This is a genomic window from Streptomyces sp. NPDC053513, from assembly GCF_044544765.1.
Taxonomy (GTDB): domain Bacteria; phylum Actinomycetota; class Actinomycetes; order Streptomycetales; family Streptomycetaceae; genus Streptomyces; species Streptomyces litmocidini.
Genome location: NZ_JBITXP010000002.1, coordinates 110,357 through 133,494, shown reverse-complemented (window position 1 = coordinate 133,494; position 23,138 = coordinate 110,357). Strand labels below are relative to the sequence as shown.

The 23,138-nt window shown below is 73.9% G+C and carries 20 protein-coding genes and 2 tRNA genes; 18 read left to right on the top strand and 4 right to left on the bottom strand.

Annotation, left to right across the window (positions count from 1 at the left end; translation table 11 throughout):
* Nucleotides 1–328 precede the first annotated feature (328 nt).
* The 9 genes from ACIGW4_RS03820 to ACIGW4_RS03780 all read left to right on the top strand — a co-directional run bounded on the left by ACIGW4_RS03820 (nt 329) and on the right by ACIGW4_RS03780 (nt 9,204).
* Complete coding sequence (locus ACIGW4_RS03820) at nt 329–634, top strand: hypothetical protein (protein WP_123453724.1); 306 nt, start codon at nt 329–331, stop codon at nt 632–634.
* Nucleotides 635–958: 324 nt separating this feature from the next.
* Nucleotides 959–2,125: an acyl-CoA dehydrogenase family protein gene (locus ACIGW4_RS03815; RefSeq protein WP_359586630.1), complete on the top strand. Its 1,167-nt coding sequence runs from the start codon at nt 959–961 to the stop codon at nt 2,123–2,125.
* Nucleotides 2,122–3,036, top strand: coding sequence for a bifunctional MaoC family dehydratase N-terminal/OB-fold nucleic acid binding domain-containing protein (locus ACIGW4_RS03810; protein ID WP_399578305.1), 915 nt, complete (start codon nt 2,122–2,124; stop codon nt 3,034–3,036). The genes ACIGW4_RS03815 and ACIGW4_RS03810 overlap by 4 nt, the downstream gene beginning before the upstream one ends.
* A gap of 1 nt (nt 3,037) precedes the next feature.
* Nucleotides 3,038–4,072 (top strand): acyl-CoA dehydrogenase family protein, encoded by a 1,035-nt coding sequence (locus ACIGW4_RS03805; protein ID WP_399578302.1) that lies wholly within the window; start codon nt 3,038–3,040, stop codon nt 4,070–4,072.
* Nucleotides 4,069–4,452 (top strand): MaoC family dehydratase, encoded by a 384-nt coding sequence (locus tag ACIGW4_RS03800; protein WP_123453732.1) that lies wholly within the window; start codon nt 4,069–4,071, stop codon nt 4,450–4,452. Before ACIGW4_RS03805 ends, ACIGW4_RS03800 begins: the two co-directional genes overlap by 4 nt.
* Complete coding sequence (locus ACIGW4_RS03795; protein ID WP_398707912.1) at nt 4,449–5,615, top strand: lipid-transfer protein; 1,167 nt, start codon at nt 4,449–4,451, stop codon at nt 5,613–5,615. The genes ACIGW4_RS03800 and ACIGW4_RS03795 overlap by 4 nt, the downstream gene beginning before the upstream one ends.
* 52 nt (nt 5,616–5,667) lie before the next feature.
* Nucleotides 5,668–6,726, top strand: a complete 1,059-nt coding sequence (locus tag ACIGW4_RS03790) for a DUF1906 domain-containing protein (RefSeq protein WP_399578299.1) — start codon at nt 5,668–5,670, stop codon at nt 6,724–6,726.
* A gap of 143 nt (nt 6,727–6,869) precedes the next feature.
* Nucleotides 6,870–7,415, top strand: a complete 546-nt coding sequence (locus ACIGW4_RS03785) for a SigE family RNA polymerase sigma factor (protein WP_123453738.1) — start codon at nt 6,870–6,872, stop codon at nt 7,413–7,415.
* Between the two features lie 136 nt (nt 7,416–7,551).
* Entirely contained in the window at nt 7,552–9,204 is a 1,653-nt protein-coding gene (locus ACIGW4_RS03780; RefSeq protein ID WP_123453740.1) for a long-chain fatty acid--CoA ligase, read from the top strand.
* 71 nt (nt 9,205–9,275) lie between these two features.
* Here the strand turns inward: ACIGW4_RS03780 and ACIGW4_RS03775 are convergent, their stop codons facing one another.
* A complete protein-coding gene (locus ACIGW4_RS03775) occupies nt 9,276–13,223 on the bottom strand; it encodes a PAS domain-containing protein (RefSeq protein WP_399578297.1) in 3,948 nt (1,315 codons plus the stop codon).
* A gap of 116 nt (nt 13,224–13,339) precedes the next feature.
* Entirely contained in the window at nt 13,340–13,765 is a 426-nt protein-coding gene (locus ACIGW4_RS03770) for an SSI family serine proteinase inhibitor (protein ID WP_123453744.1), read from the bottom strand.
* A gap of 247 nt (nt 13,766–14,012) precedes the next feature.
* On the opposite strand from ACIGW4_RS03770, the gene ACIGW4_RS03765 reads away from it, so the two are divergent.
* A tRNA-Ser gene (locus tag ACIGW4_RS03765) sits at nt 14,013–14,103 on the top strand.
* A gap of 323 nt (nt 14,104–14,426) precedes the next feature.
* Nucleotides 14,427–14,499 (top strand) — tRNA-Arg (locus ACIGW4_RS03760).
* A 113-nt stretch (nt 14,500–14,612) separates the two neighbouring features.
* On the opposite strand, the gene ACIGW4_RS03755 is transcribed toward ACIGW4_RS03760, so the two are convergent.
* Together ACIGW4_RS03755 and ACIGW4_RS03750 are read right to left on the bottom strand one after the other, a co-directional pair.
* Nucleotides 14,613–15,800: an NAD(P)/FAD-dependent oxidoreductase gene (locus ACIGW4_RS03755; RefSeq protein WP_399578294.1), complete on the bottom strand. Its 1,188-nt coding sequence runs from the start codon at nt 15,798–15,800 to the stop codon at nt 14,613–14,615.
* A 94-nt stretch (nt 15,801–15,894) separates the two neighbouring features.
* Entirely contained in the window at nt 15,895–16,842 is a 948-nt protein-coding gene (locus tag ACIGW4_RS03750) for an RNA polymerase sigma-70 factor (protein WP_123453748.1), read from the bottom strand.
* A gap of 182 nt (nt 16,843–17,024) precedes the next feature.
* Between ACIGW4_RS03750 and ACIGW4_RS03745 the strand changes: the two genes are divergently transcribed.
* The 7 genes from ACIGW4_RS03745 (at nt 17,025) to ACIGW4_RS03715 (ending at nt 23,122) form a co-directional block, all read left to right on the top strand.
* Complete coding sequence (locus ACIGW4_RS03745) at nt 17,025–17,390, top strand: PH domain-containing protein (RefSeq protein WP_123453750.1); 366 nt, start codon at nt 17,025–17,027, stop codon at nt 17,388–17,390.
* Between the two features lie 138 nt (nt 17,391–17,528).
* Nucleotides 17,529–18,356 carry a Bro-N domain-containing protein gene (locus ACIGW4_RS03740; protein WP_398707903.1) on the top strand — a complete coding sequence of 276 codons (828 nt, stop codon included), beginning with the start codon at nt 17,529–17,531 and terminating at the stop codon, nt 18,354–18,356.
* Between the two features lie 66 nt (nt 18,357–18,422).
* Nucleotides 18,423–19,289 (top strand): DUF2797 domain-containing protein, encoded by an 867-nt coding sequence (locus ACIGW4_RS03735; protein WP_359586622.1) that lies wholly within the window; start codon nt 18,423–18,425, stop codon nt 19,287–19,289.
* A 118-nt stretch (nt 19,290–19,407) separates the two neighbouring features.
* Nucleotides 19,408–19,743, top strand: a complete 336-nt coding sequence (locus ACIGW4_RS03730) for an antibiotic biosynthesis monooxygenase (protein ID WP_123453756.1) — start codon at nt 19,408–19,410, stop codon at nt 19,741–19,743.
* Nucleotides 19,730–20,626, top strand: coding sequence for an amidohydrolase family protein (locus ACIGW4_RS03725; RefSeq protein WP_399578290.1), 897 nt, complete (start codon nt 19,730–19,732; stop codon nt 20,624–20,626). Before ACIGW4_RS03730 ends, ACIGW4_RS03725 begins: the two co-directional genes overlap by 14 nt.
* Nucleotides 20,627–20,753: 127 nt before the next feature.
* Nucleotides 20,754–21,509, top strand: coding sequence for a response regulator transcription factor (locus ACIGW4_RS03720; protein WP_398707898.1), 756 nt, complete (start codon nt 20,754–20,756; stop codon nt 21,507–21,509).
* A gap of 5 nt (nt 21,510–21,514) precedes the next feature.
* On the top strand, nt 21,515–23,122 hold the full coding sequence (locus tag ACIGW4_RS03715) for a sensor histidine kinase (RefSeq protein WP_399578287.1): 1,608 nt from the start codon (nt 21,515–21,517) through the stop codon (nt 23,120–23,122).
* Nucleotides 23,123–23,138: the final 16 nt, after the last annotated feature.

Genomic DNA, 23,138 nt, shown 5'->3' with positions numbered 1-23,138 from the left:
AAATCTGCCGGAACGCTTCGTCCCTTGGGGCACAACGGCCGTGTCGGCCGACACGCCGTGCGCGGGGCTCCCGCTCCCCGCTGAGCTGCGCCTTTCTCGACGTGGGCGGGTTTATCGGCTTGTCCTCACGCTTGCGGGGGAATCGGCCGCTCCGGGGTGGTTCGCCGGGGATTCGGTGGGCAACTCTGGATTCGCGACGTCGAGCACGAAGACCGAGGCGGTCGGCCAACCGCCTTGGAAACGGCCCTACTTCAGAGCAGTTCCGCAGAGAAGTTCCCAGAGCAGTTCCGTGCAGCAGCATCAGCTTTCAGTTCCCGGAGGAACAGACATGGCAAGCATCCGTACCGCCCGCATCCTCGCCGCCGTCGCCGCCCTGCCCCTCGCCGCCGCACTCCTCGGCGGGGTGGCCCAGGCCGACAACGGCGGTTTCGCGGACGACGGATCGAACACGAGCGTCGCCACGATCATCGGCAGCGGAGTCGGCGGGCACAACCTCGGCAACTCGACCACGACGCAGCAGGTGGCGACCGGTTCCGGTGCCTCCAACCAGAACAACACCGCGAGCGTGAACGGCTCCGCCCTCACCCACATCGACCAGACCAACAACGTGGTCGACTTCCACCCGTGGTGGTGACCGGCGGCGTCTGGGCCGGCCCGACGGGGGGCGTGACCGTGGTGTGAACGACGGCCCGCGCATCGGTACTTCGGTACGGATGCGCGGGCCGTCGCGTTTCCGCGGGAGGTCTCCGGGACGGTGCGCGCGGTCTGCGGGGAGGCGCGCGTCCGGGGCGGTGGGCACGGCCTCCGGTGGGATGCGGCCGGTCTCCGGTGGGGTGCGGCCGGTCTCCGGGGAGGCGCGGGTGATCTCCGGTGCGGTGCGGGCGTCGCCGACCTTGACAGGCGCACGGAATCTGACGGACAGTCAGAAACCTCAGTCGTCCCACGGGAGGCCGTCGCCGTGCACCTCGCCCCGACCGAGCGGCAGCTGCGGCTGCGCGCCGAACTCCGCGCGTACTTCCGGGACGTGATGCCCGACGGTCCGCCCCCCGCCGCCGACGCCGACGCCCAGCGCCGGCTGCTCCGCCGGATCGGCGCCGACGGACTGCTCGGCCTCGGCTGGCCCGAGGAGTACGGAGGACAGGGCCGCGGGCCCGACGAGCAGTTCGTCTTCTTCGACGAGGCGTACCGCGCGGGCGCCCCCGTCTCCATGGTCACCCTCAACACCGTCGGCCCCACGCTCATGGCGTACGGGACGGAGGAGCAGAAGGCCTTCTTCCTGCCCCGCATCCTGCGCGGCGAGACCGTCTTCGCCATCGGCTACAGCGAGCCCGAGGCCGGCACGGACCTCGCCTCCCTGCGCACCCGGGCCGTACGGGACGGGGACTCCTGGCGCGTCGACGGTCAGAAGACCTTCACCTCCAACGCCCAGAACGCCGACTGGATCTGGCTCGCCTGCCGCACCGACCCCGACGCCCCGCCGCACCGGGGGATCTCCATCGTCCTCGTCCCCACCGACTCCCCCGGCTTCTCCTGGACCCCGATCGAGACGGTGGGCGGACTGACGACGACCGCCACGTACTACGACGGGATACGGGTCCCGGCGGGCAACCTCGTCGGGCCCGAGCACGGCGGCTGGGGCCTCATCACCAGCCAGCTCAACCACGAGCGGGTCGCGCTGGCGGCGATCGGCATGCAGGCGGAGGACTTCTTCGCGGCCGTCCTCGACCGGGCCCGCACCCCCGATCCGGTGACGGGCCGGCGTCGCGTCGACGAGCCGTGGGTCCGGATCCGGGCCGCCGAGGCGCACGCCCGGCTGGCCGCGACGCGCCTGCTGAACTGGCGCCTGGTGGGCGACGTGGGGGCCGGTCGGCTGGCCCCGGGGGACGCGAGCGGAGTGAAGTTCGCGGGCACCGAGTCGGCGGTGGAGGTGTACCGCATCTGCCAGGAGATCGCGGGGCCGCCGGGGACGGTACGGGCGGGATCGCCGGGGGAGCTCGACGGCGGCGGGCTGGAGCGCATGAACCGGGCCGCGCAGATCAACACCTTCGGGGGCGGGGTGAGCGAGGTGCAGCGCGAGATCGTCGCGCGGATGCGGCTCGGCATGAAGGGGAGGGGGCGGCGATGAGCGGGACGGACGACGCGTTGCACGAGCGGCTCCTGGCCTTCGTCGGGCGGCCCGCCGCCACCGCCGGCACCGGCAAGGACCCGGTCAACCTGCCCATGATCAGGCACTGGTGCGAGGCGATGGGGGACGCCCACCCCGCCTACCGGGGGCCGGACGCCGTCGCGCCCCCCACCATGCTCCAGGCGTGGACGATGGGCGGCCTCTCCGGGCACACGGACCGGTCCTCGGCGTACGAGGAGCTGTTCGCCCTCCTCGACGGCGCCGGATGCACCTCGGTCGTGGCGACCGACTGCGAGCAGGAGTACCTGCGGCCGCTCCGCCCGGGCGACGAGATCGGCTTCGACACCGTCATCGAGTCCGTGTCGGAGCGCAAGACCACCAAGCTCGGCACCGGCTACTTCGTGACGACGCGGACGGACGTCCGGGCGGGCGGCGAACTCGCGGGCACGCACCGCTTCCGCATCCTCAAGTACGCCCCCGCCGCCCGGCCGTCCCCCAAGGCCGAGAAGCCCCGGCGCCCCCGGCCCGTGGTCAACCGGGACAACGCCGGCTTCTGGGAGGGCGTGGCCGAACACCGGCTGCTCGTCCAGCGCTGCGGCGACTGCGCGGCCCTCCGCTTCCCCTGGCTGCCCGGGTGCGCCGACTGCGGCTCGCGGGAGTGGGACACGGTCGAGGCGAGCGGCGAGGGGACGGTCTTCTCGTACGTGGTGATGCACCACCCGTCCTTCCCCGCCTTCGACCCGCCGTACGCGGTCGGGCTGATCGAGCTCGCCGAGGGCGTGCGGATGATCAGCAACGTGGTGGGGGTGCCGTACGACGAGGTGCGGATCGGGATGCCCGTACGCCTGGAGTTCCTGCGGGTCGACGAGGAGCTGGAGCTCCCCGTCTTCCGCGCGGGAGGGGAGGACTGACATGGACTTCACCCCCACCGGGGAACAGGAGGCCGCCCGGGAGCTGGCCGGGCGGATCTTCGCCGACCTCGCCACCCACGAGCGGCTCCGGGCCGCCGGGACCGGCACGGACGCCGAGCTCTGGAAGGCGCTCTGCGCGGCCGGGCTGCCCGGCGCCGTCGAGGAGACCGGCCTGCTCGGCCTGGTCCTGCTCCTGGAGGAGCAGGGGCGCAGGACGGCCCAGGTGCCGTTCGCCGCGAGCTGCGCGTACGGGATCCTCGCCGTCGCCCGGCACGGTACGGAGGAGCAGCGGGCCCGGTTCCTGCCCGGTCTGCGCGACGGCACGACGGTGGTGACGGGTGCGTTCCCGGCGTCCGGCACGGTCACCTCGCGCGACGGGCGGCTCAGCGGGGCCGTGGGCTGGGTGCCGTGGCTCCGGGACGCCGGCCATGTGCTCGTGCCGGACGGGGACCGCGCCCTCTGGCTGGTCCGCACCGAGGACGCGGCCGCCGTCGAGGCCGTCGAGCTCACCGCGCCCTGGGCGGCGGCCCGGCTCGTCCTCGACGGGACGCCGGCCGAGCGGCTGGGGACGGGCGGCCCCGCCGCCTACGACGACGTGCTCGCCGCCGCGCGGATCGCGTTCGCCGGGCTCCAGGCGGGGGTGTGCGCCGGGTCGCTCGCCAGGGCCGTGGAGTACACGTCCGTACGGGAGCAGTTCGGGCGGCCGCTCTCGACCCACCAGGCGGTGCAACTGCGGGCCGCCGACGCCCACATGGACACCGAGGCCATCCGGGTCACGGCCTACGAGGCCGCCTGGCGCTTCGACGAGGGCCTCGACGCCGCCGAGGCGGCCCTGACCGCCGCCTGGTGGGCCTCCGAGGCGGGCAGACGGGTCGTGCACGCCGGGCAGCACCTCCACGGCGGACTGGGCGCGGACCTCGACCACCCCGTCCACCGGCACTTCCTCTGGGGCCGGCAGCTCGACGCCTACCTGGGCTCCGGCACCGAACTCCTCGCCGAACTCGGCGACCGGCTCGCGAAGGGGGACCTCTCGTGAAGCCCGGGGACGAGCTGCCGCCGCTGACCGTCCCGATCACCCGCACCCTGATCGTCGCCGGGGCCGTCGCCTCCCGCGACTACCAGGACGTGCACCACGACGCCGAACTGGCCCGGGAGAAGGGCTCACCGGACATCTTCATGAACATCCTCACGACCAACGGGCTCGTCGGCCGGTACGTCACCGACCACTTCGGCCCCCGGGCCGTCCTCCGCAAGGTAGCCATCCGGCTCGGCGCCCCCAACCACCCCGGCGACACCATGGTCCTGACCGGGACGGTCACCGAGGTCGACGGGGACACGGCGAGCGTCCGGATCGTCGGAGCCAACGGGCTCGGGCACCACGTCACCGGGACGGTCACCGTGGAGGTGCCGCGATGAGTCTCCGCGGCCGGGACGCGCTCGGCGGGCGGGCGGCCGTCGTGGGCATCGGGGCGACCGAGTTCTCCAAGGACTCGGGCCGCAGCGAACTCTCCCTCGCCGTCGAGGCCGTGCGCGCGGCCCTCGACGACGCCGGGCTCGCCCCCGCCGACGTCGACGGCCTGGTCACCTTCACCATGGACACCAACCCCGAGATCACCGTCGCCCAGGCGTCCGGCATCGGCGAGCTGTCGTTCTTCTCCCGCGTGCACTACGGGGGCGGCGCCGCCTGCGCCACCGTGCAGCAGGCCGCGCTCGCCGTCGCCACCGGGATCGCCGAGGTCGTCGTCTGCTACCGGGCGTTCAACGAGCGCTCGGGGCGCCGCTTCGGCGCCGGCGTCCAGCAGCGCGAACCCTCCGCCGAGGGCGCCGCGCTCGGCTGGCAGCTGCCCTTCGGACTGCTCACCCCGGCCTCCTGGGTCGCCATGGCCGCCCAGCGGTACCTGCACGCGTACGGGCTGACCCCGGACGCCTTCGGCCACGTCGCCGTCACCGACCGGCGGCACGCGGCCCGCAACCCCGCCGCGTACTTCCACGGGAAGCCGATCACCCTCGCCGACCACGCCGCCTCGCGCTGGATCGTCGAACCGCTCCGGCTCCTCGACTGCTGCCAGGAGACCGACGGCGGCCAGGCGATCGTCGTCACCTCCGTCGAGCGCGCCCGCGACCTGCCGAGCCCGCCCGCCGTGGTCCTGGCCGCGGCCCAGGGCGCGGGCCGCAAGCAGGAGGCCATGACCAGCTTCTACCGGGACGACCTGACGGGGCTTCCGGAGACGGGCGTGGTGGCCCGGCAGCTCTGGCGGACGTCCGGGCTCGCGCCCTCCGACATCGACGTGGGCATCCTCTACGACCACTTCACCCCGTTCGTGCTGATGCAGCTGGAGGAGTTCGGCTTCTGCGGGCCGGGGGAGGCGGCCGACTTCGTCGCGGCGGACGCGCTGCCGCTGAACACCCACGGGGGGCAGCTCGGGGAGGCGTACCTCCACGGCATGAACGGCATCGCGGAGGCGGTCCGGCAGATCCGCGGCACCTCGGTGAACCAGGTGCCCGGCGCGGCCCGGACCTTGGTCACGGCGGGCACGGGGGTTCCCACGTCCGGGTTGATCCTGGGCACGGACGGCTGAGGCGACGGCCTGAGCGGTGGCCGGGCGGGGCGGGCGGTCCTTCACTCGCGCCATGAGCACTAGCACGCCGCCCACACCTGAAGCCGCCTCAGCACACGAAGCCGCGCCCCTCCCGGTCACACCGGTCACACCGGTCCGCCCGCACTCCGCGCCGCCTCCCGGGGCGCGGGCGCGGGCCGTGGCCGCCGCCCTGATGGTGGCGCTGGCCGGGACGGTCCTCCTGAACGCCCCGCCCCCGCCCCCGCCGCCGTCGGGGGCCGTCGCGTCCGGGGCGCCCGCCCCCGCCACGGCGACCCGCGCCGTGGCCGGGGCCCCCGGGGGAGCCGCCACCCCCGCCGCCTTCTCCGGCAAGGCCTTCGACACCTGTGAGGCGCCGTCCCTCGCGGTGATGAGGGCCTGGCGGGGGTCCCCGTACGGGGCCGTCGGGATCTACTTCGGGGGGCGGGGGCGGGGCTGCCCCGTCCAGAAGGAGCTCACCCCCGCCTGGGTCGCCTCCGCCCACGCCATGGGCTGGCGGCTGCTGCCGCTCTTCGTGGGCTCCCAGGCGCCGTGCGTGGACTCCCTCGCCAAGCGGAAGTACGCCATCGGCGGCAACCCCACGAGCCAGGGCACCAAGGAGGGGGGCGACGCGGTCCGGGCCGCGAGCGCGCTCGGGATCGGCACGGGCAGTCCGCTCTACCTCGACATCGAGGCCTACCGGCGGGGCGACACGGCCTGCGCCGCGACCACCCTCTCCTTCGTCCGCGCCTGGAACAAGGAGGTGCGGCGCCTCGGCTACCTCCCCGGCTTCTACAGCAGCGCCGACACGGGGGTGCGGGACATGGAGGCGCAGCGGAGGGCGGGCACGAAGGACCTGCCGGACGTGATGTGGTTCGCGCGCTGGCGGGGGCAGCCGGCGCTGCTCACCGAGTCGGTGCTGCATCCGGAGGCCTGGACGCCGCACGCCCGGATCCACCAGTACGCGGGGAACGTCACCGAGACGTACGGCGGGCACACCGTCGCGATCGACCGCAACGCGATGGACGCGCCCGTGGCCCGGGTGACCGCCCCGGCGCGGTTCGCCGCACGCGTCCCGGTGCCCCTGTCGTTCGCCGGGTCCCGGCGCCCCTGACACGGGCGCCGACCCTGACGCGGGTGACCCGGGCCTCCACCCAGAGGAGGTGGAGCCGTCCCCACCCCTACAACCTGAGGCGGACGGCGGGTCGGGACCTGGGGCCGATCCGCCGGGCACCCGTCCGCTCCTAGCGTGGAGCCATGACTCCGCCACCTTCTGGCCCCGTCTGCGCCGGTGCCTCGCAGTACGCGTCGTTCCCGACCTTCACCTCGTACGTACGGGCGCGCGGGCCCGTGCTCCTGCGCACCGCGCGCTCCCTCACCGCGAACCCCTCGGACGCGGAGGACCTCCTCCAGACCGCGCTGGCCAAGACCTTCATGGCCTGGGAGCGGATCGAGGACCACCGGGCGCTGGACGGCTACGTCCGCCGCGCGCTGCTGAACACCCGTACGTCGCAGTGGCGCAAGCGCAAGGTCGACGAGTTCGTCTGCGAGGAGCTGCCCGAGCCGGCCGGCCTCCCGGAGCCGGACCCGGCCGAGCGGCAGGCGCTGCACGACGCGATGTGGCGCGCGGTCCTGAAGCTGCCCGAGCGGCAGCGCCAGATGGTGGTCCTGCGGTACTACGAGGACCTCAGCGAGGCCCAGACGGCCGAGGTGCTGGGGGTGTCGGTCGGGACGGTGAAGAGCGCGGTGTCCCGGGCGCTCGGGAAGCTCCGCGAGGACCCGGAGCTGACGCCCGTACGGTAGCGGGCCGCCCCGCCCGGCGGCTTCCGCCAGCGTTCACTGGCATTTTCCGTACTCCCGGGTAGTGACATACCGCGTGGTATGTGCGCAGAATCTCCACACCCCTTCTGCCACGTAGCGCCCACCGGGAGGACGCCCCGTGTACAGCACCATGCAGGACGTACAACTGACCGTGAGCCGCATCCTCCAGCACGGGATGACGATCCACGGGAAGTCCACCATCACCACCTGGACGGGCGAGCCCGAGCCGCAGCGCCGCACGTTCGCGGAGGCCGGAACGCGCGCGCACCAGCTGGCCCACGCCCTGCGCGACGAACTCGGCGTCACCGGCGACCAGCGCGTCGCCACCCTGATGTGGAACAACTCGGAGCACGTCGAGGCGTACTTCGCGATCCCCGCCATGGGCGCGGTGCTCCACACCCTCAACCTCCGCCTGCCCGCCGAGCAGCTGGTGTGGATCGTCAACCACGCCGCCGACCGGGTCGTGATCGTCAACGGCTCCCTGCTCCCGCTCCTCGCCCCGCTGCTCCCGCACCTGCCGACGGTCGAGCACGTCGTCGTCGCGGGCCCGGGCGACCGTTCCGTCCTGGACGGCGCCGCCCCGCGCGTCCACGACTACGAGGAGCTGATCGCCGGCCGCCCGACCGCGTACGACTGGCCGGAGCTCGACGAGCGCACGGCCGCCGCGATGTGCTACACCTCCGGCACCACCGGGGACCCGAAGGGCGTCGTCTACTCCCACCGCTCGATCTACCTGCACTCCATGCAGGTGAACATGGCCGAGTCGATGGGCCTCACCGCCAAGGACACGACCCTGGTCGTCGTCCCGCAGTTCCACGTCAACGCCTGGGGACTGCCGCACGCCACCTTCATGACCGGCATCAACATGCTCATGCCGGACCGCTTCCTCCAGCCGGCCCCGCTCGCCGACATGATCGAGCGCGAGAGGCCGACCCACGCGGCCGCCGTCCCCACCATCTGGCAGGGCCTGCTCGCCGAGGTCACCGCGAACCCCCGCGACCTCTCCTCCATGAAGCAGGTCACCATCGGCGGCGCCGCCTGTCCGCCCTCCCTGATGGAGGCGTACGACCGGCTCGGCGTCCGCCTCTGCCACGCCTGGGGCATGACCGAGACCTCCCCGCTGGGCACCATGGCCCACCCGCCGCACGGCCTCACCGCCGAGGAGGAGTGGCCCTACCGCGTCACGCAGGGACGTTTCCCCGCCGGTGTCGAGGCGCGCCTCGTCGGCCCCGGCGGCGAACACCTCCCCTGGGACGGCGAGTCGGCGGGCGAGCTGGAGGTGCGCGGCACCTGGATCGCGGGAGCGTACTTCGGCGGCGTCGACGCCGAGGAGATCCGCCCCGCCGACAAGTTCAGCGAGGACGGCTGGCTCAAGACCGGCGACGTCGGCGTGATCAGCCCGGACGGCTACCTCACCCTCACCGACCGCGCCAAGGACGTCATCAAGTCCGGCGGCGAGTGGATCTCCAGCGTCGAGCTGGAGAACGCCCTCATGGCGCACCCGGCGGTCGCCGAGGCCGCCGTCGTCGCGGTGCCGGACGAGAAGTGGGGCGAGCGCCCGCTCGCCACCGTCGTCCTCAAGGAGGGCGCGACGGCGGACTACGAGACGCTGCGGGCCTTCCTCGCCGACGAGGGCGGCATCGCCAAGTGGCAGCTGCCGGAGCGCTGGGCGATCGTGCCGGCGGTGCCGAAGACGAGCGTCGGCAAGTTCGACAAGAAGGTCATCCGCAGGCAGTACGCGGAGGGCGAGCTGGACGTCACCCGGCTGTAGCGAACCAGGACGGGGAGGGCGGAATCCCTCCCCGTCCCAGGGGGTGTCTTGCCTGATCGGCAAGGCACCCCCTAGTTGGTGCCGATCTTCGCGAGCAGGTCGACGATCCGCGCCTGGACCTCGGCGCTGTTCGACCGCTCGGCGAGGAACAGGACCGTCTCGCCGGACTCCAGCTTCGGCAGCTCCTCCTCGACGAGGTCGGCCGAGGTGTAGACGACGAGCGGCGTGCGGTTCAACTGCCCGTTCGCGCGCAGCCAGTCGATGATCCCGGCCCGGCGGCGGCGCACCTGCATCAGGTCCATCACCACCAGGTTCGGCCGGGTCTGGGTGGCCAGCATGACCGCCTCGGTGTCCGACTCCGCCTGCGCGACCTGCATCCCGCGCCGCTCCAGGGTCGCCGCGAGCGCCTCCGAGATGGTCTCGTTCTCCTCGATCAGCAGGACCCGGGACGGGTGCTGCTCGCTGTCGCGGGGCGCGAGCGCCTTGAGCAGGACGGCCGGATCGGCGCCGTACGCCGCCTCCCGGGTCGCCTGCCCGAGCCCGGCCGCGAGCAGCACCGGCACCTCGGCGGCGACGGCGGCCTGACGCAGCGACTGGAGCGCGGTCCGGGTGATGGGCCCGGTCAGCGGGTCGACGAAGAGCGCGGCCGGGAAGGCGGCGATCTGGGCGTCGACCTCCTCGCGGGAGTGCACGATCACCGGCCGGTAGCCGCGGTCGCTCAGCGCCTGCTGGGTGGAGACGTCGGGCGCGGGCCAGACGAGCAGCCGGCGCGGGTTGTCGAGGGGCTCCGGGGGCAGCTCGTCGTCGACGGGCTGCGGGGCGGGCCGGTTGGCGACCTCGACCGCGCCGCCGGGACCGTCGAGCGGCTCGGGCCCCTCGGCGGAACCCTCGGCGGGTGCTCCTATGGCGTACGCGCGGCCCTCGGCCGGGGTGTCGTGCGGCGAGGGGGCCGGTGCCGTCGGCAGCGGGTGCGGCCTGGCCTCGGCCGACGCGGGAAGCGGGGCCGGGACCGGCGGGTCGACCTCGGGCGGCGTGGCGAGCCTGCGCCGCCGCCCCGAGCCGTTGGAGGGTGCGGCGGGGGCGGCCGGGGGGACCGCCGGGGCCGGAGCGGCGGGAGCCGTCGGCGGGACGAAGGGGACGCCCTGCCCGAGGGTGCGGACGCTGAACGCCCGCCCCTGGGTCGAGTCCTTCGACACGGTCATCGGCATCGGCAGCTCGGGCGGCAGCGGTACGGAGCCGGTGCCGGTGCCGTTCACCGGCGCGGTCTGCGGCGCGGACGCCTGCGGGGGCGTGGCCCGCGGCGCGTGCTGGGGCGCGGTCTGCGGCGTCTGCTCCGGCGGCGGGGGCGTCACGGCCCGGCGCCGACCGGTCGGCTCGGCCGCCGCGGCCGCCGTCGACGCGGCCTCGGCCTGCGGCCGTACGTGAGCAGGGGAGTGCGGATGGGGCTGCGGCGGCGTGTGGTCGGCGCCCGGGACACCCCGTACGGCCTCGTGCCGCCCCTCGTCGGAGACCGGCAGCGGGCCGGTCACGGGAGCGGCGGCCGGGAGCGCCGCCTCGGCGTCACGGTCGGCCTCGGCGGGGCCGAGCGCGAACGGGGTGCGGGGCCCGGCCTCGGCCGCGGCGGCCCGCTCCTGCGCGGCGGCCAGCGCGCGCCGACGGCGACCGCTCGGCTGCGCCGGGGCCTGCGGGGTCTCCCCGGAGGCGGGGGCGGAGGCGACCGCGGGCAGGGCGCGGGCCAGGGCGGGAGCGCCCGTCGGCTCGACGGCGACGCCCTGCGGCGGCACGGCCGCGCCGAGCGCGGCACGCCCCTGCGCGCCCTCGGCCGCGGTCACCACGGAGCCCTCGGCGGGCCGTCCCCGACGGCGCCCGGTGGGCTCCACGGGGGCGGAGGCACCCGGCGGTACGGGCACGCCGGGGGCGCCCGGAGAAACGGGTACGCCGGGGGCGCCCGGCGGGACGGGCGTGCCGGGGGACACCGCGAGGGCGGAGTCCACCGGGCCGTTCTGCTGGGCGGGGATCAGCTCGGCGGGACCGGCGGCCTCTCCCGTACGGGCACGGCGGCGCCCGCTCGGCTCCGCACCGCCCTCGGGCGCGACCGCGCTCTCCAGGAAGGCGTCCGTCGAACCGCGCCGGGCCCGCCGCCGCCCCCCACCGGGGGCCTCGGGGCCGGGGCCCGCCGACGGAATCCCGCCCGGGGCCACGACGACACCGGAACCCGCGACCGTGCCACCGCCGGGGGCCGTCCCCCCGGGAGCCGCGACGGAAAGGGAGTCGGCGGTCGGGAGCGAGTCGGCGGTCGACGGCGACGCGGCGCCCTGCGGGGAACCGGCACCGGACGACGCCCCGTCCCCGCCTCCGTCCCCGTCGGCAGGGCTCCCGGCCGTTGCCACCGGGCCCGAGGCCTGCGCGGGCAGGGCGAGGGCCGGACGTCCGCCCGAGGGCGCGCCGTCACCCGGCGCCGACGCGGGGACCGTGCCCCGGCCGGCCCCGAGCGGGACCTCCAGCACGTACGCGCCGCCGCTCGTCCCCGGCACCTCGTGGGTCTGCACGACACCGCCGTGCGCCGCCACGATGCCGCGCACGACGGGCCCGTGCACCGGGTCGCCGCCCGCGTACGGGCCGCGGACCTCGATGCGTACGACATCACCGCGCTGTGCGGCCGCGACGACGATCGTGGAGTCGCTCGGGGTCCGCTCGGCCTTGCTCTTGCCGGTCGCGTCGACGCCGGCGACGTCCGCGACGAGGTGCGCGAGCGCGGTCTTCAGCCGGGCCGCGTCCACCTCGGCCTCGATGGGCGGCGCGTGCACGGCGAACTGGGCGCGGCCGGGGCCGATCAGCTCGACGGCGCCGTCGATGCCGCCGGACACGATCCCGTCGAGCATCACGACGGCCTTGTCCAGCTTCTCCGCGCCGGCGTCGAGCCGCTGGTAGCCGAGGACGTTGTCGACGAGGGAGGTCATCCGGGCGTACCCGGCGGCCAGGTGGTGCAGGACCTGGTTGGCCTCCGGCCACAGCTGCCCGGCGTCGTCGGCGGCGAGGGTGCCCAGCTGGGTGCGCAGCTCCTCCAGGGGCCCGCGCAGCGACTCGGCGAGGACGGCGGTCAGCTGCTCGTGCCGGGCGGCCAGGGAGGCGTACTTCTCCGTCTGCGCCTCGCGCTCCGCCGCGTGCCGCTCGGCCAGGTCGGCGAGCTCGGCGGCGTGCTTCTCGACGAGCTCCTCGTACGGCCTGCGGTCGGTGAAGGTCATCACCGCGCCGACGAGCTGGTCCCCGTCCCGTACCGGAGCGGTCGTCAGGTCGACCGGGACCCGCTCGCCCTTCTTCGACCAGAGCACCTGCCCCCGGACCCGGTGCTTGCGGCCGGACTTGAGGGTGTCGGCGAGCGGCGACTCCTCGTACGGGAAGGGCTCGCCGTCGGCGCGCTTGGCGAGGATCAGCGGGTGCAGCTCCTGGCCGCCGAGCTCGCCGGCGCGGTAGCCGAGGATCTGCGCGGCGGCGGGGTTCACGAGGACGACCCGGCCGTCCGTGTCGGTGCCGACGACGCCCTCGGCGGCGGCGCGCAGGATCATCTCGGTCTGCCGCTGCGAGCGGGCGAGTTCGGCCTCGGTGTCGAGGGTGCCGGTGAGGTCGCGCACGACGAGCATGAGCAGCTCGTCGCCGGTGTAGCCGCCGTACGAGTCGTAGGCCTCGCGGCCGTCCTCCAGGCTGGCGCTGGTCACCTCGACGGGGAACTCGGAGCCGTCCGTGCGGCGGGCGATCATCCGGGTCGGCTTGGTGCGGCCCCGCTCGTCGGCGCCGTCGGGGCGGCGCATGGAGCCGGGGATGAGGCGCGAGTCGAAGGCGGGCAGCAGATCGAGCAGGCCGCGTCCGACGAGCGCGGTGCCGGGCGTCTCGAACATGCCGAGGGCGATGGTGTTGGCGTTGACGACCGTGCCGTTGCAGTTGACGAGCACGAGGCCGTCGGGGAGGGCGTCGAGTATGGCTGCGAGGCGAGCAGCGCCTCGGGATGGCCTGCTGCTCACGACGACGCTTCCTCCCTGACGCACTGCAATGTGCTCGCCCTATCGGCCGGCCGGCCCCATCTTGCCCCGCGGGCCGCAGCCTGTCACTGAGGGGAGTCTAAGGGAGCCTCCGGGCGTCATCCCCGGACGATCGGAAGGAACGGCTCCAGATTTTCCCAACGGTCGATCTCGCACCCATTTGCCCGGGAGAACCGGGCGTCCACCTCACGGCCCCGCCAGACGCCGGTGACGTGGGCGGCGGCGGGCCCGCCGTACACCTGCGTGCACATCTGGTCCTGCGGCACGGGCAGGAACGGATCACCGCCCTCCCTCCCCAGCTGCCCCAGCCGCCCACAGGCCTCCTCGGCGGCCGGGTGGTCGCCCTCGGCGCGGTCGCCGCAGCTCAGCCGGAAGGTGCCGTCGGCCCTCGGGTCGCCGCTCCTCTCGACCGTGACGGTCAGCGTGTCGGGCGACGAGAACGGCGCCGGCAGCGGCAGGGGGCCGAGACCGGTGGTCCCGACGGCGGCGGTGGCGAGGGTCGCGAGGACGAGACTGCGCAGCATTCGGATCTCCAGGAGCACGGGAAGCACGACGAGCGCGGATGCACGACGCGCCCGCCCCCTCTAACGCTCCGGGCGCCCCCGCGTTGCGCAAGCGGGGTGCGCCGGGCGGGGGTCACGGGAACGGCACGGGGGCACGCGGGGCTTTGCCCTGAACCCCTGAGGACTAGTACGGTGAGAATCGATTGGTGACAGCCGGTTCGCCTGTGTCATCATCTGCACGCACCACCCGCGCAAGCGCGAGGTGCGAGGAGGCGTCGCCTAGTCCGGTCTATGGCGCCGCACTGCTAATGCGGTTTGGGTCTTAAAGCCCATCGAGGGTTCAAATCCCTCCGCCTCCGCCCCTACCGAAGCCCCGGCCCCAAGGCCGGGGCTTCGGCCGTTCCCGGACCAAGGCCGGTACTCCGGCCCGTTCCCGGCGCGCCCCCGCCTTCGCCCCTCGACGGTGTGACCCCGGTCTCTTTCTGGCCTTTTCCGCCCCGCCCGCCCCCGCCGCGACGGCTCCCCCGCCGACCCCCACCTCGCCCCCACCGTGACGTTTTCGCAGGTCACAAGGGGTGGGGGGAATGGATTTCACATGACGGCGGGACTCATGTAATGTTCTTCCTGTCGCCGGGACAGCGGGCCGAAAGGGCCGGGAAACGGAGACAAGAACTGAAAACAAGCACTCGTAGCTTAACGGATAGAGCATCTGACTACGGATCAGAAGGTTGCAGGTTCGAATCCTGCCGAGTGCACACAGGTGAGAGGCCCGGACGAGAGTCCGGGCCTCTCGCGTTGTGCGGGTGTCGTGTCCGGCGGGCCCCGCGCGGTGGGCGCTCCTCGGGGGAGCGCCCGGGCCGCGGGTGGGTCAGGCCGTCGCCTCGATCGGGGTGGGGCGGTGGTTCAGGACGCGGCGGGGGCGGGTGGGGAAGCCCATCTTCGGGTGGGCCACGCTCCAGGCCGCGCCCTTGCAGATCAGTTCCTTGTAGCGGGCGGCGAGCCGGCCCGTCAGGGCCGCGCGGACCGAGCGGTCGTCGGCGGTGACGTACTGGATGAGGCCTTCCCTGCGGCCCAGCGAGATGCACTGGTTGAAGTAGCGCAGCGGCGTCTTCGGGACCTTGCCGCCGGTGAGGCGGGCCGCGATGGCGTCGGCCGCCTGCCAGGCCATGGGGGTGCCCGTGGCGCACGACATCCGCAGCGGCTTGTCGCAGGGGCCCATGGCGAGGGCCGCGTCGCCGACGGCGTACACGTCCGGGTGCGAGACCGAACGCATCGTCCCGTCGACCACGATCTGCCCGTTGTCGGTGACCTCCAGGGTGGTGGCCCGCGCGATCGGGTGGACCGCGAAGCCGGTGGTCCACACGGTGACCGCGGCCGGGACCGGGCCGTCGGCGGTGAGGACGCGGTCCGCCTCGACGGCGGTGACCACCGTGTGTTCGAGCGTGGTGATGCCGAGGTCGGCGAAGACCTTCCGCACGTGCTGCCGGCCCTTGTCCGAGAGCCAGTCGCCGAGTTCGCCGCGGGCGGCGAGCGTGACGGCGAGGTCCGGGCGGGCCTCGGCGATCTCGGTCGCGGCCTCCAGGCCGGTGAGGCCGCCGCCGACGACGACCACGGCCTGTCCGGCCTCCAGGGCGGCCAGGCGCTCGCGCAGCCGGAGCGCGCCGGGGCGACTGGCGATCTCGTGGGCGTGTTCGGCGGTGCCGGGGACGCCCTGGGGGTTCCAGCCGCTGCCGAGGGCGTACACGAGGGTGTCGTACTCCAGTTCCTCGGAGGTGTTCCCGGCGGTGACCGCGACGGTCCGGCGCTCGGCGTCGACCGCCGTCACCGTCGCCAGCTTCAGTTCGACGCCCGTTCCCGCGAACATCTCGCTGAACGGCCGGTGCGGGAGGTCCTGTCCGACCGCCAGCTGGTGCATCCGGACGCGCTCGACGAAGTCGGGCTCGGGGTTGACGAGGGTGATGGCGACGTCCTCGCGGTGGAGCTGCTTGGCGAGGCGACCGGCGGCGATGGCTCCGGTGTAGCCGGCTCCGAGGACGATGATGCGGTGCTGCTGCATGTGCCTGCTCCTGTCTCGCGCGGTGTCGACCCTTGAACCGGGCAGCCCGACGATTCCTGACAGGTGTGGAATGTGACGTGGGTCACAGGGTGGTTCAGAAGGCGGCTTCCAGCAGGGGGGCGCCGTGGTCTGAGGCTGCCCAGTGCCTCGTCGCGCGTTCGAGCTTGTCGGGGTTCACCTGGTTGCGGAAGGCGGTGATGCCCTCGGCGGTGACCTCCAGGCACATGACGCCGACGACCCGGCCGTCGAGCACGGCCACGACGGCGGGGGCGCCGTTGGCGGTCGACGCGTAGACGTCGGGCGAACCGCCGATCACCTTGCGCTTGGCGATGCCGGGCTTGAACAGGCCCCGCATGAACGTCGCGACCGCGAGGGCGCCCTCGAACGCCTTGGCGCGCGCCGGGACCTTGCCGCCGCCGTCGCCGATCGCGACGGCGTCGCCCGTGAGCAGCCGTACGAGCGGCTCGGTGCGGCCGCTGGTGGCGGCCGCGAGGAACTCCTCGACGATCCGCCGGGCCTCGGCCTCGTCGATCTCGGTGCGGGCCTTGCCGGCGGCGACGTGCTTCTTCGCGCGGTGGAAGATCTGCTGGCTGGCGGCCTCGGTGATGTCGAGGATCTCGGCGATCTCCCGGTGCGGGTAGTCGAAGGCCTCCCGTAGCACGTACACCGCGCGCTCGTTGGGGGAGAGGCGCTCCATGACGGCGAGGACCGCGTACGACACCGATTCGCGCTGCTCGGCGGTGTCGGCGGGACCGAGCATCGGGTCGCCGGAGAGGAGCGGCTCGGGCAGCCACTCGCCGACGTAGGTCTCGCGGCGGGCGCGGGCCGAGGTGAGCTGGTTGAGGCAGAGGTTGGTGAGGACCTTCGTCAGCCAGGCCTCGGGGACCTCGACGCGGTCGACGTCGGCGGCCTGCCAGCGCAGGAAGGTGTCCTGCACGGCGTCCTCGGCCTCGCTCGCCGAGCCGAGGAGGCGGTAGGCGATCGCCTCCAGGCGGGGCCGGGAGGCCTCGAACCGGTCCACGTTCTCCATGGTCAGCACCATGGCCCGGATCCTAGTCCGGTCGGCCGCGCGGTGGCAGGCCCGGAAGGCTATGGGGGCTTCGCGGGGTGGCACGTCGGGCGGTGGGCTTCGCGGGGCGGGGCCGTCGGGCCGTAGCGGGCCTTCCCGGGTGGGCGTTAGGGTCGGATGATCTTTCTTTCTCATCGGATGTGGGGGTTTGGGGCATGGCGCTCTTCGGGAACGCGCACGCGATCGATCCGGCGCAGGCGCAGCAGGACTACGCGCGGCTGCTCGGCCAGGGGGAGCAGGTGCACGCCGCGTACCTGCTGATCCGCGACACGATCTTCTTCACCGACCGGCGGCTCGTCCTCGTCGACAAGCAGGGGATCACCGGCAAGAAGGTCGAGTACCACTCGATCCCCTACCGGAGCATCACGCACTTCGCCGTCGAGACGGCCGGCACCTTCGACCTGGACGCCGAGCTGAAGATCTGGATCTCGGGCAGCCAGCTGCCGATCCAGAAGACCTTCACCAAGGGGGTCGACATCTACGAGGTGCAGGCGATCCTCACGCAGTTCGTCGCCAAGTAGGCGCACGGGGGCGGGCGTACGGAGGGGAGTGTCCTCGGCAGAATCGCCGAGGACACTCCCCTTTCGGGTGAACCCGTCCGATTTGCATGTCAGTTGAATATGCCCTCGGCCTAGCTTGCGAGGTGGAGGTGATGATCGATGGACGCGATCGACATCGATGACCTGGTGCACGCCGCCACCGGAGCGCCCCTGCGGCGGCTGACCGCGCCGGACGGGACCCACTGGTTCCCGGTGGTGGACGTGGCGAAGGGCCTCGGATACGCGGGGACGCGGGAGGCGCTGCGGACCGTGGTCCTGCCCGAGGAGTGCCTCGCGACCGCACGGGAGATCGACGGGGAAACGGGGTTCCCCGGCCGGTCCACCGGGATCCGGGCCTCGACCCGGATGGTGAACCTGGAGGGGCTCGTGCAGCTCGTCGGGGCGTGCCGGCGACCGGAGGCCGGGCCGTTCCGGGCGTGGACGGCGGGGGTCGTGGCCGCGGTCCAGCGGTACGGCGGGTACGGACTCGAACCCTCGCCGGTGCACGCCGGGTTCCTGCTGCCGCCGGAGCTCGTCGACGTCCTCGTGCGGCTCGAAGGACGGTTCGACGAGCAGGCCGCCGCGTACCTCGAACACACCGAGTACGCGGAGCTGCTCCGCGAGACCCGGCAGAGCCTCTCCAGGGTCGCCGACTCCCTGGAGCGGCTCGCCGTGCCCCGCCAGCGCACCGGCGCCGCCGTCGCCCTCACGCCCCAGGAGCTCGTGGAGTCCTGGGCCATCACCGGGGACGTGCGGACGGTCGCCTCCTGCCTGGCGCCCGCGCTGGTGCGGGGCGGGGTGCGCTACCGGCCCCAGGACGTCACCCGCCGCACCGGCCTCTCCGGCGAACGCGTCCGGGACTGCGTCCGCCTCCTCCTCGAACGCGGCTGCATGCGCGAGGTGGGCACCCCGGCCCCGGACGGCACCCGCATCTACGTCCTGCCCTGACCGGGGACCGGAAGCGGCCGTGACGGAGACTGGACGACAGCCGGGAAGCACAGGGAGGCGCGCGGCGTGGAGTGGTGGTCTCGGGGGATCGACTGGACCGGCGGAACACCCGGGCTGCGGTGGCGGGGCGGGCGCGTCAGCCCGCTCACGTACGGACAGCGGCTCGCCTTCCGGGCCGTCGGCGTCCGCCGGTGCCCCGGCGCCCGGGGAAACCCCTGCCCCCTGGAGGCCGTCGTGCCCGGCCGGTCCACCGGCGGGCGGTGCCCGGAGTGCGCGCGGCTCGACCGGGCCCACTCCGTCGCGGCCGACACCGTCGCGGACGACCCGCAGCCGTACCGCGTCTACCTGGCCTGGTTCGGACCCGGGATGACCAAGGTCGGGATCACCGCCGAGGCCCGGGGCGAGGCCCGGCTCCTGGAGCAGGGGGCCGTCGCGTTCAGCTGGCTCGGCCGGGGCCCGCTGATGGCCGCCCGGCGCACCGAGGAGGTGCTGCGGCAGGCCCTCGGCGTGCCCGACCGGGTGGCGTACGAGCGCAAGCGGGCCGCCCGGCACGCCCTGCCGCCCGCCGGGGAACGGGCCCGCGAGGTCGAGGAGCTGTACCGGCGCGCGCGGGCCGTCGGCGGCTGGACGGAGACCCTGGAGCCGCTGGAGTTCGCCGCCCGGGACCAGGCGGGGGCGTTCCGTCTCGACGGGCTGTCGCGCCTCGACGGCACGGTCGCCGAGCTCGTCGGCGGCGGCGTCGTCACCGGGCGGCTGCTCGCCGCCGCCGGGCCCGACCTGCACCTCCTCGCCCCCGACGGGCGCTGCCTCGCCCTCGACACCCGGCTCATGCGCGGCTGGATCCTCGAGGCCGCGGGGGAGGGGGAGGGCTTCTCGGTGCCGGTGACGGCGGCGGTTCCGGTGGTCGAGAGCGCCCAGGAGGAGCTCTTCTGAAGGCCTCGGCGGTCTTCGGGGGAGCTCCGCCGAAGGCCCGGTCGGCCTTCGTAAAGTCTTGGATCCCTTTCCCCGGTCGCCGTGGACATCACGCCGCGGTCCCGGCGAGGGTGATCACATGACTCCGAAGCTGGTGGCGGGTCTCGAACCGCCCTACTACACCGCCGTGTTCACCTCCGTCCGTCCCGACGCCCCCGAGGGCTACGCCGAGACCTCCGCCCGGATGCAGGAGCTCGTCCGGGAGATCCCCGGCTTCCTCGGCTACGAGTCCGCCCGCACCCCCGGCGGCATCGGCATCACGGTCGGCTACTTCCGCGACCTGGAGGCCCTCGACGCCTGGCGCCTCCACGCCGAGCACCAGGCCGCCAAGGCGCACGGGCGGAAGCACTGGTACGACAGCTACAGCGTCCACATCGGCAAGGTCGAGCGGAGTTACGGCTATGAGCGGGAGTGACGGCATCCCGGGCGGCATCCCGGCCCTCCTGGAGCGGCTCGGGCTCCCCGGCCTCGTCGACGTGCACACGCACTTCATGCCGCAGAACGTCCTCGACAAGGTGTGGGCGTACTTCGACGCCGTCGGGCCCCTCACCGGTGTGGAGTGGCCCATCACCTACCGCGAGGAGGAGGAGCGCCGGCTCGCGCTCCTGCGCGGCTTCGGCGTGGTCGCCTTCACCGCGATGCTCTACCCGCACAAGCCCGGCATGGCCGCCTGGCTGAACTCCTGGGCCGCCGACTTCGCGGCCCGCACCCCCGACTGTCTGCACACCGCGACGCTCTTCCCCGAACCGGGCGTCGACCAGTACGTCCACCGGGCGCTCGACGCCGGCGCCCGGGTGTTCAAGGTGCACCTCCAGGTGGGCGGCTTCGATCCGAACGACCTCGCACTCGACGGCTCCTGGGGAGCCCTCGCCGACAGCGGTACCCCCGTCGTCGTGCACTGCGGCTCCGGCCCCACCCCGGGGAACTTCACCGGACCCGGACCCATGGGGCGACTGCTGGCCCGGCACCCGGGGCTGCGGGTGATCGTCGCGCACATGGGGATGCCCGAGTACGGCGACTTCCTGGACCTGGCCCAGCGGTACGAGGGCGTCCACCTCGACACCACCATGACCTTCACCGACTTCAGCGAGCGGCTCGCGCCCTTTCCCGAGGCCGAGCGCAAGCGGCTCCTCGACCTCGGCGACCGGATCCTCCTCGGTTCGGACTTCCCGAACATCCCGTATCCGTACGTCCACCAGCTCCACGCCCTCGAACGCCTCGGGCTCGGCGACGACTGGCTCCGGCGGGTCCTGTACGAGAACGGAGCCGCACTGTTTCACGTGAAACAGGCCGGTTAGCGTGGAGAAGCCTGTTTCACGTGAAACCTTGCGTCCCTGATCCCTGAAGGTCTCTGAACACCCTTTCTCAGGGAATTCACAGGAAAGGGAAAGAGGCCTCTCAGCGGCGGCCCCCACCGTGGGAGCCATGACCGTGATCACGCGAAGCACCAGCGCCCGCACCGGCACCCACGCCGACATGCTCCGCGTCGACGGGACCGCCGTCCGGGTCCTCGTCGTCGACGACGAGGCCTCGCTCGCCGAGCTGCTCTCCATGGCCCTGCGCTACGAGGGCTGGCAGGTCCGCAGCGCCGGGGACGGGGCCGCCGCCCTCCGCGCCGCGCGCGAGTTCCGGCCCGACGCCGTCATCCTCGACGTCATGCTCCCGGACGCCGACGGGCTGAGCCTGCTCGGTTCGATCCGACGCGAACTGCCCGACGTGCCCGTGCTGTTCCTGACCGCGAAGGACGCCGTCGAGGACCGCATCGCCGGGCTCACCGCCGGCGGCGACGACTACGTCACCAAGCCCTTCAGCCTGGAGGAGGTCGTGGCCCGGCTGCGCGGCCTCATCCGCAGGTCCGGGGCCGCGCAGACGCGCAGCGAGTCACTGCTCACCGTGGGGGACCTGACCCTCGACGAGGACAGCCACGAAGTCACCCGGGGCGGTGATTCCATCCACCTCACGGCGACCGAGTTCGAGCTTCTGCGCTACCTCATGCGCAATCCGCGACGGGTGCTCAGCAAGGCGCAGATCCTCGACCGGGTCTGGTCGTACGACTTCGGCGGCCAGGCCAACGTCGTCGAGCTCTACATCTCCTATCTGCGCCGGAAGATCGACGCCGGCCGCTCGCCGATGATCCACACCCGGCGCGGGGCCGGCTACCTGATCAAGCCGGGGGAGTAGTCCCCGTGCGCCTACGACGAGGGCGGCCGTGGTCGCTGCGGACGCGGCTCGTCGTCTCGGCGGTCGCGCTGATCGCGGTCGTCGCGGCGGTGATCGGGGCGGTGACGACCATCGCGTTCCGCTCGTACCTGTACGCACAGGCCGATGAGCAGGTCCACACCGTCGCGGACCGGGCGGCGGGCCCGCCGGTCATGATGTCCCCGCTGCCCGGCCCACTCGACGCGGTCCGCCTGAAGGAGCCCCTCGCCTTCGTCCAGGGGCCCGGCACCCCCATCGGCACCCTCGGCGCGGTCCTCGTGGACGGCGAGGTGACCTCGGCCGGGTACTCGGCGGAGGCCGCGGGCAACAGGCCGTACGAACGGAACATCCGGTTCACCGCACTCGACGCGCGCCAGCGGGCCGCGCTCGCCGCCGTCCCCCGCGACAGCCGGCCGCACACCGTCGAACTGCCCGGCGGGCTCGGCGCGTACCGGGTCGAGTACGCCGTCGGGGCCCACGGCGCGTACCTCACCGGCATCCCCCTCGCCGAGGTCGAAGACGCCCTCTCCACCCTCGTCCTCGTCGAGCTGAGCGTCACCGGCGCCGGGCTCGTCGCGGCCTCGCTCGCCGGGACCGTGCTCGTCCGGGTCGCCCTCCGCCCGCTGCGCCGGGTCGCCACCACCGCCCGTCAGGTCGCCCGACTCCCCCTGCACAGCGGTGAGGTGGCGCTCCATCAGCGGGTCCCGGAGGCGGAGGCCGACCCGCGCACCGAGGTCGGCCAGGTCGGCGCTGCCCTCAACCGGATGCTCGACCACGTCCACTCGGCCCTCGACGCCCGCCAGCAGAGCGAGACCCGGGTGCGGCAGTTCGTCGCGGACGCCAGCCACGAGCTGCGCACCCCGCTCGCCTCCATCCGGGGATACGCCGAGCTCACCCGGCGCGGCCAGGAGGAGTGCGGCCCCGACACCCGGCACGCCCTCTGCCGGATCGAGTCCGAGGCGGCCCGGATGACGGGCCTGGTCGAGGACCTGCTCCTGCTCGCCCGGCTCGACGCCGGCCGCCCCCTCGCGTACGAGACCATCGACCTCGTCCCGCTCGTCGTGGACGCCGTCAGCGACGCCCGCGCCGCAGGGACCGACCACCACTGGCGCCTCGAACTGCCCACGGACGGCGCGGTCGTACGGGTCGACGGCGCCCGGATCCAGCAGGTCCTGGTCAACCTCCTCGCCAACGCCCGCACCCACACCCCGCCCGGCACCAAGGTCACCGCCCGCGTCCGCGCGGAGGCCCCGGTCGTCCTCGTCGAGATCGAGGACGACGGCCCCGGCATCGCGCCCGAACTGCTCCCCGCCGTCTTCGAGCGCTTCGCGCGCGGCGACGCCTCCCGCTCCCGGCACGCCGGATCCACCGGCCTCGGCCTCGCCATCGTCCGCGCGGTCGTGCTCGCGCACGGGGGAGAGGTGGGCGTCGAGAGCACCCCCGGCCGGACGGTCTTCACCGTCCGACTGCCCGCCGCCCAGGACACCCGACTGCCCGCCGCCCAGGACACCCGGCCGGACGCCGTACAGGACGCCCGGCCGGAGGCGGAAGCGCAGGACTCACAGGCAGGCCACAGGCTCATCACACGGCCGTGACAGCGGGGCCCGGGAG

What these genes read in the sequence shown, in the direction of transcription:
- ACIGW4_RS03820 (WP_123453724.1), top strand. Translation starts at nt 329, where the DNA reads ATGGCAAGCATCCGTACCGCCCGCATCCTCGCCGCCGTCGCCGCCCTG.
- ACIGW4_RS03810 (WP_399578305.1), top strand. Translation starts at nt 2,122, where the DNA reads ATGAGCGGGACGGACGACGCGTTGCACGAGCGGCTCCTGGCCTTCGTC.
- ACIGW4_RS03805 (WP_399578302.1), top strand. Translation starts at nt 3,038, where the DNA reads ATGGACTTCACCCCCACCGGGGAACAGGAGGCCGCCCGGGAGCTGGCC.
- ACIGW4_RS03795 (WP_398707912.1), top strand. Translation starts at nt 4,449, where the DNA reads ATGAGTCTCCGCGGCCGGGACGCGCTCGGCGGGCGGGCGGCCGTCGTG.
- ACIGW4_RS03790 (WP_399578299.1), top strand. Translation starts at nt 5,668, where the DNA reads ATGAGCACTAGCACGCCGCCCACACCTGAAGCCGCCTCAGCACACGAA.
- ACIGW4_RS03785 (WP_123453738.1), top strand. Translation starts at nt 6,870, where the DNA reads ATGACTCCGCCACCTTCTGGCCCCGTCTGCGCCGGTGCCTCGCAGTAC.
- ACIGW4_RS03770 (WP_123453744.1), bottom strand. Translation starts at nt 13,765, where the DNA reads ATGCTGCGCAGTCTCGTCCTCGCGACCCTCGCCACCGCCGCCGTCGGG.
- ACIGW4_RS03755 (WP_399578294.1), bottom strand. Translation starts at nt 15,800, where the DNA reads ATGCAGCAGCACCGCATCATCGTCCTCGGAGCCGGCTACACCGGAGCC.
- ACIGW4_RS03750 (WP_123453748.1), bottom strand. Translation starts at nt 16,842, where the DNA reads ATGGTGCTGACCATGGAGAACGTGGACCGGTTCGAGGCCTCCCGGCCC.
- ACIGW4_RS03745 (WP_123453750.1), top strand. Translation starts at nt 17,025, where the DNA reads ATGGCGCTCTTCGGGAACGCGCACGCGATCGATCCGGCGCAGGCGCAG.
- ACIGW4_RS03740 (WP_398707903.1), top strand. Translation starts at nt 17,529, where the DNA reads ATGGACGCGATCGACATCGATGACCTGGTGCACGCCGCCACCGGAGCG.
- ACIGW4_RS03730 (WP_123453756.1), top strand. Translation starts at nt 19,408, where the DNA reads ATGACTCCGAAGCTGGTGGCGGGTCTCGAACCGCCCTACTACACCGCC.
- ACIGW4_RS03725 (WP_399578290.1), top strand. Translation starts at nt 19,730, where the DNA reads ATGAGCGGGAGTGACGGCATCCCGGGCGGCATCCCGGCCCTCCTGGAG.
- ACIGW4_RS03720 (WP_398707898.1), top strand. Translation starts at nt 20,754, where the DNA reads ATGACCGTGATCACGCGAAGCACCAGCGCCCGCACCGGCACCCACGCC.